Annotated in this window: 8 protein-coding genes; all 8 read right to left on the reverse strand. The window is 39.5% G+C overall.

What is annotated here, in order from left to right:
* Positions 1-146 precede the first annotated feature (146 nt).
* The 8 genes from CR194_RS07905 to pyrH all read right to left on the reverse strand — a co-directional run bounded on the left by CR194_RS07905 (position 147) and on the right by pyrH (position 12,119).
* The gene (locus CR194_RS07905; RefSeq protein WP_110609139.1) at positions 147-4,448 is read right to left on the reverse strand and encodes a PolC-type DNA polymerase III; all 4,302 of its coding nucleotides are present in this window, start codon (positions 4,446-4,448) and stop codon (positions 147-149) included.
* 94 nt (positions 4,449-4,542) lie between these two features.
* A complete protein-coding gene (locus CR194_RS07910; RefSeq protein WP_110609140.1) occupies positions 4,543-6,243 on the reverse strand; it encodes a proline--tRNA ligase in 1,701 nt (566 codons plus the stop codon).
* 122 nt (positions 6,244-6,365) lie between these two features.
* Complete coding sequence (rseP, locus tag CR194_RS07915) at positions 6,366-7,625, reverse strand: RIP metalloprotease RseP (protein WP_110609141.1); 1,260 nt, start codon at positions 7,623-7,625, stop codon at positions 6,366-6,368.
* Between the two features lie 123 nt (positions 7,626-7,748).
* Positions 7,749-8,897: a 1-deoxy-D-xylulose-5-phosphate reductoisomerase gene (locus CR194_RS07920; protein WP_110609142.1), complete on the reverse strand. Its 1,149-nt coding sequence runs from the start codon at positions 8,895-8,897 to the stop codon at positions 7,749-7,751.
* A gap of 72 nt (positions 8,898-8,969) precedes the next feature.
* Complete coding sequence (locus CR194_RS07925) at positions 8,970-9,764, reverse strand: phosphatidate cytidylyltransferase (RefSeq protein WP_110609143.1); 795 nt, start codon at positions 9,762-9,764, stop codon at positions 8,970-8,972.
* A gap of 15 nt (positions 9,765-9,779) precedes the next feature.
* Positions 9,780-10,550: an isoprenyl transferase gene (locus CR194_RS07930; protein ID WP_110609144.1), complete on the reverse strand. Its 771-nt coding sequence runs from the start codon at positions 10,548-10,550 to the stop codon at positions 9,780-9,782.
* 286 nt (positions 10,551-10,836) lie between these two features.
* Complete coding sequence (gene frr / locus CR194_RS07935; RefSeq protein WP_110609145.1) at positions 10,837-11,394, reverse strand: ribosome recycling factor; 558 nt, start codon at positions 11,392-11,394, stop codon at positions 10,837-10,839.
* Positions 11,394-12,119: a UMP kinase gene (gene pyrH, locus CR194_RS07940; RefSeq protein ID WP_110609146.1), complete on the reverse strand. Its 726-nt coding sequence runs from the start codon at positions 12,117-12,119 to the stop codon at positions 11,394-11,396. The genes frr and pyrH overlap by 1 nt, the downstream gene beginning before the upstream one ends.
* Positions 12,120-12,161 lie beyond the last annotated feature (42 nt).

Below are 12,161 nucleotides of genomic sequence, written 5' to 3' on the forward strand. Positions count from 1 at the left end.
CACATTTCCTTGAATTGGAAAACCATTAAGTGCAAAGAAAAGAGTGGGTTCCCCCACTCTTTTTGCAACCGATATAATCTGTGTCCTTCATTAATATAACACAATCGCAAGGGCCATGCAAACGCCCTTCCGTTGAATAACCCTCTTTAAAACAACGACAGCTGATTGGAATCAGGCATACCCTCTAAGCAACCATGATCATCTAAATTCTCTAATACGGTCTTGGTAATTTTACTTCTCTCTCTTAAGTCTTGCTTTGAAAGAAACTCTCCGCCTTCACGAGATTTTTCAATGTTGATTGCAGCATTTGTACCAACCCCCGTTAAAGCATTAAATGGAGGTATTAACGAATCGCCATCGACAAGGAATTCTTTTGCTTTAGAACGGTAAAGGTCGACCTTCTGAAATGAGAATCCTCTTTCACACATTTCAAGGGCCAATTCTAGAACCGTCACTAAACTCTTCTCTTTCGGCGTCGCATCAAGACCTTTACTATATATTTCTTCGATTCGTTTTCTAATGGATGCCGAACCGCGATTCATTGTGTCTAATTCAAAATCATCTGCTCTCACGGTAAAGTAAGTTGCATAAAACAAAATCGGATGATGGACTTTGAAGTAGGCAATTCGGACAGCCATAAGTACATAAGCAGCTGCGTGAGCTTTCGGGAACATGTATTTGATCTTCAAACAAGAACCGATATACCAATCTGGAACCCCGTGCTTTTTCATTTCTTCTACCCATTCTTCTTGAAGTCCTTTTCCTTTACGAACGAACTCCATGATCTTAAAGGCAAGAGAATGTTCCACACCTTTGTATATGAGGTAAACCATGATGTCATCTCGGCACCCGATGACGTCTTTTAATACACATGTACCTTGAGCGATCAAATCTGCTGCATTATTTAGCCAAACATCTGATCCGTGAGATAAACCTGAAATTTGAACAAGTTCGCTGAATGTGTTTGGTTTTGTCTCTTCAAGCATCTGACGAACGAAACGTGTACCAAATTCCGGGATCCCATATGTTCCAGTCTTACACATAATTTGCTCTTCCGTTACTCCTAATGCTTCGGTTCCACCAAATAGCTTGAACACTTCTGGATCGTCTACAGGAATGTCTTTCGGATCCATCCCGCTTAAGTCTTGCAACATCCGAATAACTGTCGGATCATCGTGACCAAGGATATCCAGCTTCAACAGATTATCGTGAATGGAATGAAAATCAAAATGTGTCGTTTTCCATTCAGACTCGCGGTCATCTGCCGGGAATTGGATGGGCGAGAAGTCATAAATGTCTAAATGATCAGGGACTACGATTATCCCCCCAGGATGTTGTCCGGTAGTCCGTTTCACCCCAGTGCACCCAGAAACAAGTCGGTCAATTTCCGCTCCTCTTAATTGGAGAGATTCATCTCCTTCATACCCCTTAACATATCCGTAAGCTGTTTTCTCCGCTACCGTACCAATCGTTCCGGCTCTGTAAACATAATCTTCACCAAAAAGCTCTTTCGTATAATTATGAGCGACTGGTTGATAATCACCGGAAAAGTTCAAGTCAATATCCGGGACTTTGTCTCCTTTGAAGCCTAAAAATGTTTCAAAGGGAATGTCATGACCATCTTTATCATAAGCTGTGCCACATTTTTCACAATCTTTGTCAGGCAAGTCGAAACCTGAACCTACCGAGCCATCATTGAAAAAATACGAGTGTTTACAAGATGGGCACACATAATGAGGAGGCAGAGGATTAACTTCTGTTATTTCTGTCATTGTAGCGACAAAACTTGACCCTACTGACCCCCGGGAACCAACTAAATAACCATCTTCTAATGATTTCTTAACCAATTTCTGTGAGATTAAATAAATAACAGAGAATCCATTGCTAATAATGCTTTTTAGTTCTTTTTCCAATCGATCCACAACTAGCTTTGGCAAGTCATCTCCATAAATACTTCTTGCTCTCGTATAACACATTTCGCGCATTTCTTCGTCTGCCCCTTCAATATGAGGGGTATACAAATCATCTGGAATTGGTTTAATCTCATCCATTTCATCAGCGATGGCTTGACTATTTTCTACAACAATTTCCTTTGCTTTCGCCTCTGGCAAAAAGCTGAAGCATTCAAGCATTTCATCCGTCGTTCGAAAATGAACTTTAGGCAACGTTTGCTTGTTTAAAGGATTCGCTCCGCCTTGAGATGCAATTAATATTTTTCGGTAAATATAATCTTCCTCTTGTAAATAATGAACATTTCCAGTTGCCACAACCCTTTTATTTAAGGTCTCGCCAATTTTAATAATGTTTTTGATCATGTCTTTTAAAGCTAGTTCATCTCTTACGATTTCTTTTTCGACGAGGTGAGCATAGTTTGATGGAGGTTGTACTTCTAAATAATCATAAAAGGCAGCAACTTCTTCTACTTCTTCAGGAGATTTCTGCATAAGAGCATCAAACACTTCGCCTTTGTCGCAAGCTGATCCAATTAGTAGACCTTCCCGATGTTTAACCAGCTCTGACCTTGGAATTCTTGGCACTCTGAAAAAGTAGTTTATGTGAGACATGGAAACTAACTTATATAAGTTTTTCAATCCTTCTTTGGTCTTTGCATAGATAATACAATGATTAGGCCGTTGTTTTTTATAATCATCTGACGTTTTCTGTTCATTTAAGGCTTCATGGGTGTAAATCTCTTTTTCTGTTGCATCCTTTATCATTTTCCATAAAAGGTGTCCTGTCGCTTCTGCATCATAAATTGCCCGGTGATGGGCTACTAATTCAATGTTGAATTTCTTACATAATGTATTTAAACGATGGTTCTTAAACGTCGGATAAAGCAATCGCCCTAATTCAAGGGTGTCGATAACGGGATTTTTTACTTTATCATAGCCAATTCGCTGATAACCGGCATTTAAAAAGGCCATATCAAAGCTTGCATTATGGGCCACGAGGACATCATCACCCATCCAATCATGAAACTTCTTCAATACTTCATCAACTTCAGGTGCCGTCTCAACCATATCATCTGTGATCCCCGTTAAATCAATAATCAATGGACTAAGTTTTTCATGAGGGTTTGCAAAAGACTCAAACTTATCAATCACTTCTCCCTCTTTAATTTTCACTGCGGCTAACTCGATAATGGTATTGTACACAGCTGAAAGGCCAGTGGTTTCCACGTCAAACACCACATACGTCTCTTCACTAAGTTTTCGATTGGCCGGATTATAGGCGATCGGTACTCCATCATCTACGAGGTTTGCTTCCACCCCATAAAGAATTTTCACGTCATGCTTGGAGCCTGCACCATAGGCTTCAGGAAATGACTGAAGAACAGCGTGATCGGTGATGCCAATCGCTTTATGTCCCCATTTTTTCGCTTGCTTTACATACTCACCCATCCCCGTCATAGCATCCATTTGACTCATAGGTGAATGGAGATGGAGTTCTACACGCTTTTGATCTTCTGGAGCACGGTCTTGCTTTTCTTCAGGAGTCACTTGTTGAAAATCTTTCGCCATCATAACAAGGTCCCGTATAAACGTATCATGTTGCACACTTCCCCGTACCTTTAACCACATGCCTTCACTGACAGATTCCAAAACTGGGACATCTTCTTTGTCATTAGAAAACATTTTAACCATAATTGAATCCGTATAATCTGTGATTTTAAAGATAAGAAGGGTTCTACCGCTTTTCAATTCGCGAGTCTCAGAGTGGAACACATATCCTTGAACGGCAATTCTACGTTCTTCTTCAATGATGTTGCTAATCGGCTGAAGATCGTCTTTGATTTTCACTCCCATCGCCACTGCTCGATTGTGTTGGAGGTCTTTAGACTTTTCTTCCTGTTTTTGTTTCTCAATCATTGCCTCAACCACTTTGTTATGGTCTTCCTCTTTCTTTTGCTCAACGAATCGATCCATAGCTTCCTTGGATTCTTTAATTGTCGTCTGTAATTGCAAGGGACCAAAACCTACATCGATCAGTGCTTGTTGTAAAGGTTGAAAGACTCGTCTTTGAATCATTTCAGCTTCCGTTTCGTTTAAAACAGCGATGACGACTTTATTTCCATCAACCGCCGGCACCTGTTCTTGTAATCTGTGAATTAATCCGTTCGTAACGCTTCTAAGCTGTTCTACAAAGAAAGGCCAATAGTGCTGCAAATGCTTGGTAGCATTTACTTCTTCCTCATATCGAATCGTAAAGTGTACATCAGCTATATGCTTTAACCCTTGTTGTATACGACTCTGGAATAATTCAAAAGCTTGAAAGGAAAGCATTTTTGGGAGAACAAATTGAAAATGCCACTTTTTTTGTTTCGTATAGACTTCCAATTTTTCTATGTAAGAACCTTTCAAGTCAGTTGAAATTAAATCTCCAGGCATGACGACTTGTTCCATTAATAATTGAAATCGCTCTTGCCTGATTTGCTTATCTTCACTCATTTGTTGCCTCCTCAGAGATGTAAGAGTAACAGAAACACAGGAGGTGGTATCCCCTTGTATCGTTCGTGCTTCTGTGGGGATACCACCTGGTTATTTAACCTACATATTTCTCTATCATTTCCTGAAGATCATTCTCATGAACTTCAAACATTTCTCCTGTTTTTCTCACTTTCACTTCCACAATTCCTTCACTTGCTTTCTTCCCAACAGTGATCCGTAATGGCAGACCGAATAAATCCGCATCTTTAAACTTCACACCTGGTCTTTCTGCTCGATCGTCAAACAGAACATCATAGCGTTTCTTTTGCAACTTCTCATAAAGGGCTTCAGCCAATTCTCGCTGATCGTCTTGTTTTACGTTTACAGGAATAAGGTGTACATGGAAAGGCGCTACACTTAGAGGCCATACTATGCCATCTTCGTCATGATGCTCTTCAATAATCGCTGCCACCGTTCTTGACACACCAATGCCATAAGAACCCATTACCATTGGTTGAGCTTTACCTTGATCATTTAAAAAAGAGGCTCCTAAAGCTTCACTGTATTTTGTACCAAGCTTAAATACATGTCCCACTTCGATACCTTCTTTGAATTGAATGGTACCGTGACCATCTGGTGAAGGATCTCCTTCTTGAATATTTCTTAAATCAGTATAATCCGCAACTTGAAAGTCTCGTCCAGGATTTACATTCTTAAAGTGCTTGTCCACTTCATTGGCTCCACAAACGGCATTAACAATCACTTCAATCGCATGATCGGCAATGACTTTCACTTCCTTATCGATGCCTACTGGACCGATAAATCCTGTTTCTGTATTGACCCATTTCTTTGTCTCCACGTCATTAGTTAATTCAACGCTTGATGCATCAAAGAAGTGTTTGATTTTCACTTCATTCACTTCATGATCTCCTCTAACTAAAACGAGAACCGGCTCTTCATCCACGATAAAAAGCATGGATTTTATACAGTTGGATTGTTCGATAGAGAGGAATGTCGTAATGTCTTCAATAGACTTTTTTCCTGGCGTTTCAACTGTTTCTAGTTCTTTCACTGGATCTGACGATTTTTCATAATCGACCTTTACAGGTGCAATTTCAATGTTCGCAGCAAAATCTGATGAGTCTGAATAAGCAATGGTGTCTTCGCCGACGTTTGAAAGAACCATGAACTCATGAGTATCTTTTCCACCCATCGCCCCAGAATCTGCCACAACGGCTCTGAAATTCAAATCACATCTTGTGAATACTTTCGTGTAAGCATCGAACATTTTTTGATAGCTCTCATCAAGACCGTTAAAGTCTTTATCGAATGAATAAGCATCTTTCATTAGAAACTCTCTGCCTCGTAAAACACCAAACCTTGGTCGCCGCTCATCACGAAATTTTGTTTGTATTTGATAAAGAGTCATAGGAAGTTTCTTATAGGATCTCACATCATCTCTGACGATCGTAGTAATCACTTCTTCATGTGTTGGTCCTAATGCAAATTCACGATCGTGACGGTCTTTGAATCTCATCAGTTCCGGTCCATAGGCTTCCCAACGACCCGACTCTTGCCACAATTCTGATGGTTGAATGGAAGGCATGAACATTTCTTGAGCTCCTGCTCTATTCATTTCTTCGCGGACGATATTTTCAACTTTTTGTAATACTTTCAATCCTAATGGAAGAAAGGAGTATACACCGGAAGTACTTTGACGAATCAGTCCTGCTCTTAACATTAATTGATGACTTTTCACTTCTGCATCGCTTGGAATGTCCCTTAAAGTTGGTGCCAAATAATTGTTTTGTCTCAATGTAAAGCCACCTCTGCCTTCATATATTGGGTTGTGTTGTTTTCATGTTAACTCTCTATATTTGTTACATTCGGTTCCCTTGATCATAAACATGGAATTGATCGTTACTCTATGGATATGAATTAAAGGAAAAATTTATTGATATCGTTCCATGTGACAACGAGCATTAATAACATAAGCAGTGCGAAACCGACAAAATGCACAATTCCCTCTTTTTGAGGGTCAATCGGCTTGCCTCTGATTGCTTCTAAACCTATGAATATAAGACGTCCGCCATCCAAAGCTGGCAATGGAAGCAAGTTGATAATTCCCAGGTTGACGCTTAAAATGGCTGCCCATTGAAACAACACTAAAATCCCCATGGCTGCCACTTCACCGGTGTAATTATAAATACCAACGGGACCTGCCAAGTGATCTAAGCTAAACTGTCCAGTCACAAGCATTCCTAGAGCTTCAATAATCAACACAGTAAACTCGTAGGTTTGCGTAAATCCGAATAAAATTGATCCACTAATGCTTTTTTCCATTGGAGCTGTAACGCCAATAACACCTTGTTCCTCTTCCTCAGGTCCCATTCTTTCTTGCGTAGTCATCGCTACATCAAACTGTTCACCGTCACGTTCAACTTCAAATTGCAATGTTTCATTAGGGTGTTCTTGAATGATCATGGTCATCTCTTCCCACGTTTGCACATTCTCACCATCGATAGATAAGATCCTATCTCCACTCTCAAGACCCGCTTCAATGGCCACACCGTCTTCTGTGACATCACCTACAACTGCTTCATCTACTGGCATACCTGCAACCATTGCGTAAGCCATCAAGACAAATACAGCCAACACGAAGTTCATAAGGGGCCCGGCAAAAATAGCCATGGCTCTTTGCCCTACGGTTTTCGATCCAAACTGACGATTATACGGTGCAATTTGGGTTGCTTGCTCATCATATACGTATTCAGCTTTTTCATCGATTTTATAGGTAACTAATTCTTCTCCATCTTCAATGTATCCTTGAACGAATAAATCATGTTCTAAGTCTATTTTCTCTACTTGAATAACTTTAATATCTGTATGTTTAGATTTGTTGTTAATGATCATTCGGCTTACTTTACCTGCTTGATTAAATAACAGGCCGATTTCATAGCCTGGCTTGATTTGAACCATTTCCGGGTCCTCACCGGCCATCCGAACAAATCCACCTAAAGGAAGTAATCGGATCGTATAAATCGTTTCACCTTTCTTGAAAGAGAAAATCTTCGGTCCGAAACCAATAGCAAATTCCCGGCATAAAATGCCTGCGCGTTTGGCAAACACTAAGTGTCCCCATTCGTGAATAAAAACTAGTAAACCGAAAATAACTATCACTGCTATTAGCGTATTCATTCTAATTCCACACCCTTTAATTGATGGCTCTGTAATCCTAACTGTTCATTTTGAAAAAAGTGATCGATCATGTTATGCAAATCGCACGTTTTCTTCAAAATGATAACCAGTCTTTTACACAGCCTAATTGATATAAGATAAAACGATTCTCCGAGTCTCCTCATCAACACCGACAATATCTTCTAATGTTGGCGAACTGAGTGCCTTATGCTCATCTAATGCCCGATCAACAAAGTCTTCTATTTGTAAAAACGAGATTTTCCCTTCTAAAAACAGAGATACAGCCATCTCATTGGCAGCGTTTAAGACCGTTGGCGTGATTCCACCTTGTTTTCCAGCGTCAAAGGCCAATTGAAGACATTTAAACCGATGATAGTCCATTTTTTCGAAGTGAAGGGCGCCAACTTCCCATAATTTTAACCTTTCTCCACCTTTTAAATCAAGCCTGTTAGGTTCGGATAGGGCATATTGAATTGGAACTCTCATATCTGGTGTACCTAAGTGGGCAAGGATACTACCGTCAATGTATTCGACCATGGAATGAATAATACTTTCTTTATGAAGTAAAACATCAATCTTTTCATAAGGCATGTCAAATAGCCATTTCGCTTCAATGACTTCCAATCCTTTATTCATCATTGTTGCGGAATCAATCGTGATCTTTGCTCCCATTTGCCAGTTTGGATGTTTCAAGGCGTCATCCACCGTAACATCTTTTAACTCTTCTCTAGTCCGATCTCGAAAGCTTCCACCAGAGGCTGTAAGAATAAGTTGAGATACATCTTTGTGACTATTCTCATGTAAACATTGTTGAATTGCCGAATGCTCACTATCAACAGGGATCAAACGCACCCCCATCTTTTTACTTAATTCAGTTACAATATGTCCCGCAGTCACCAGAGTTTCTTTATTTGCAATGGCAATATCCTTACCTGATTCTATCGCTCTTAACGTAGGTTCTAATCCAATTCTACCCATAACTGCATTTACTAAAATATCAGCCGCACCGTAACTTGCCACTTCAATTAATCCTTCTTTTCCGTAAAGAACCGTCGCCGTGTACTGAAGTTGTTGCTTTATTTTATCTGCTCCTTCTTTTGAAGAACAACTGATCATTGCCGGCTGAAATTCGACAATTTGTTTCATTCCCGTCTCAATATTATTGCCAAAACTTAACCCTACTAATTGAAATTGATCCGGATGAGAACGAATGATATCCAACGTTTGTTCTCCGATAGAACCTGTAGAGCCAATTAGACTGATTTTTTTCATTATAATAATCTCCTCACCATTTGAGCACATACATTTCTCTTCTCTTGACTACTTATCAAACGTGCTTACTTATTAGTATAGGAATCCTAGTAAATATATGATAGGCATGACGAAAATTAAACTATCAAAACGATCCAAAATTCCCCCATGACCTGGTAAGACATGTCCAGAATCTTTTACTGCGTAATGACGTTTAAATGCTGATTCAACTAAATCTCCTAATTGGCCGGTAAGGGATACAACTAACATGAATAAGATCGCGATCCCCCAAGAAGGAAAGATTGGAATAAACAACGTGAAAATAGCGCCTATAATAATTGCTAATGCCGTTCCACCTAATGAGCCTTCGATGGTTTTTTTCGGACTAATTTCAGGCCATAATTTCCGTTTCCCAAACCGTTTCCCAGCAAAATAAGCGCCTGAATCAGTCGCCCAAACGAGCACAAGAATAAAGAAAATAAGCCATAAACCGTTATCTAGGAAGCGCGCGTACATAAAGTAATGGAAACCGTAGCCTACGTATACAGAAGCTAGAATGACAAACCCCGCTTCATCAAATGTAAAAGAATTCTTTGTTATAACTGTTAGTGCCAATAATACCACGATCAGCAATAAAAAAAGTTCTAATCTTTGCAAGTGAATCCAATTTAATGAGACGAGGTTTTCTGGAATTAGTAGCAACCACATAAACAACATTCCTGTTGCCCCTCTAATCGAAAAAGGTTGAATTCTTTTCATCCTTAAGAGTTCCCACATAGCGATTGTGGCTAATGCGATCATGAGGAGGGTAAATGGAATGCCCCCCAAAATAATCAACCCTATAAAACCTGCTCCCCCAATGACTCCTGTAATTAATCGTTGCTTCATGACCTTCCCGCCTTTCTACACTCCACCATATCTTCTTTGTCTGTTTTGATATACGCAAATGGCTTCTTTCAAATGATGTGGAGAGAAATCCGGCCACAAAACATCCGTAAACCAAAATTCTGAATAAGCAAGCTGCCATAGCATGAAATTACTTAATCGAATTTCTCCGCTTGTACGAATAAGTAAATCGGGGTCGGCTAAATCAGAGGTCATCAAATGGTTAGACAGAAGAGATTCAGTGACATCTTCTATCGCTATATTCCCTTCGTCTATCTCTGAATATACAGATTTAATTCCCTCAATAATTTCGGAACGACTCCCATAATTCAATGCAAAGTTTAAGATCAAACCGTTGTTATTTTTGGTTGATTCAATTGCGTTGTCTACTGCTCGTTTGGTGTATTCAGGGAGTTTTTCTCTATCACCTGTTATACGCACAACAACGTTCTCTTCTATTAACTTCGGCAATTCCGCGCTTAAAAAACGCTCCGGTAACCGCATCAAAAATTCCACTTCCGGTTTAGGGCGTTTCCAATTTTCCGTGGAGAAAGCATAGAGAGTTAAAACTTCTACTCCCAGCTCATTAGAAGAACTGACAATTTTCCGAATCACATTCATTCCTTCACGATGGCCCGCAACTCTAGGGAGTCCTCTTTTTTTTGCCCAACGACCATTTCCATCCATGATAATGGCTATGTGTTTAGGAATGTTTTCTATTGAAGGTTCTAATTCATGCTTTACCTCTTTATGTTCACTTTTATTTCTACCCGTTAATTTATTAAGCATTTCATATCCTCCAGCATGATTCAAATAACTACATTTAATTATTATATCACCATTCTTTTTAACTCATTTAAACTCTTATGTAGTTCCCATTGTTTTTAAATGATTTACTTTCCATTCTATCACGAACGACCCCTAGGTATAAGATGGAAATCTTATTTTTCGTCATTTCTTAAGAAAATAGCCGATCAATCGGGGCAATATGATAAGTGAAGAAGGAAAAAGCAGACATGAACACAGTATAAAAGACCCTCTAAGGTAAGAAGGTCTTTTACTTACTGACTGATTATTATACTTCGCGAATATCTGCTTCTTTTTCTTTAGAGATCTCATCAATGGACTTAATCATTGAATCTGTTAATTTTTGAACTTCATCTTGGCCACGACGTAATTCATCTTCGGTCATTTCGCCATCTTTTTGCAATTTCTTTAATTCATCATTCCCATCACGGCGAACGTTACGAATCGCCACTTTAGCATCTTCAGAATAGCGACCTACTAACTTAACCAACTGATTACGACGTTCTTCAGTTAATGCTGGAATGGTGATACGAATTATATTCCCATCACTTGTAGGTGTTAAGCCAAGGTCCGCTTTTTGAATGGATCGTTCAATATCTGAAATGGAAGACTTGTCAAATGGTTGGATCAAAAGCATACGACCTTCAGGAACCGTAATAGTAGCTAATTGGTTCAAAGGTGTCATCATGCCATAATATTCTACTTGCACTTTATCAAGAATGGATGGGTTTGCTCTTCCTGCTCTTAAAGTACTAAGTTCTCTCTTAAAAGCATCGATCGACTTGTTCATTCTTTCTTTAGCTTGGTTAATTACTTGTGTAGACATTAATCTTTCCCCCTTATAATTGTTCCAATATCTTCACCAATGACAGCTCTTCTAATATTTCCTTTTTCAGAGATGGAGAAGACGATTAGTGGAATATTATTATCCATACATAAAGATGAAGCCGTTGAGTCCATAACAGCAAGTCCATCTTTAAGTAAATCCAAATAGGTTAAACGCTCATATTTAAATGCATCCTTATCAATGGATGGATCCGCATTATACACGCCGTCAACTTTATTTTTAGCCATAAGGATTACATCAGCTTCAATTTCAGCGGCTCTCAATGCCGCAGTAGTGTCTGTAGAGAAATAAGGGTTACCAGTACCTGCAGCAAAAATCACAACTCTCTTCTTCTCTAAATGACGGATCGCTCTTCTTCTTATGTACGGTTCAGCAACTTGTCTCATTTCAATAGATGTTTGAACTCTTGTCTGTACGCCAATGTTTTCTAAACTGTCTTGAAGCGCTAAAGAATTCATCACAGTCGCTAGCATCCCCATGTAATCTGCTGTTGCACGATCCATCCCCCTGGCGCTGCCGGCAATACCTCGCCAAATGTTTCCGCCACCAACGATAATCGCCACTTCTACATCCAAAGCGATGATATCTTTAATTTGGTCGGCAATCGACTGAAGCATGCTTGAATCAATTCCAAATCCTTGATCACCTGCTAATGCTTCGCCACTTAATTTCAAGACTATACGATTGTATTTTGGCTCCTCCATAGTACCCTCCAGTTTCGAATCGCTTTATTGCGTGAATGAGTT

It is taken from the genome of Salipaludibacillus keqinensis (assembly GCF_003226325.1).
GTDB lineage: Bacteria > Bacillota > Bacilli > Bacillales > Salisediminibacteriaceae > Salipaludibacillus > Salipaludibacillus keqinensis.